The 245-nt window shown below is 38.0% G+C and carries 1 pseudogene; it reads right to left on the bottom strand.

Annotated features, from left to right (window positions below):
• Nucleotides 1-245 (bottom strand): annotated as a pseudogene (locus B2Y23_RS10270) (hypothetical protein); the annotation flags it as partial.

The raw sequence follows: 245 nt of genomic DNA, 5'->3' as shown, positions 1-245 counted from the left end.
AAAGGCACGTTTCGGTACAATCACCACGGTACGATTTTTCAATTCAATCATATAGGTCAGCTTACCTACGGCAAAATTTTGCACTTCGCTATAATTGAAAATTTGCTTACGGCCATTGGCATAAAGCTCTGCATAATCCTGAAATAATTCGATGCCCTGTTCACTTTTGCCAAACTGGTATTTCACAAACTGACGCTTAAACATCATCGGTAAAAACCAGTAACGCATAATCAGTTGTAGAATTA

This window comes from Acinetobacter sp. UBA5934, from assembly GCF_002430855.1.
Classification (GTDB): domain Bacteria; phylum Pseudomonadota; class Gammaproteobacteria; order Pseudomonadales; family Moraxellaceae; genus Acinetobacter.
Note: the sequence above shows the minus strand (reverse complement) of the source record. Positions and strands in the feature narration are given on the sequence as shown.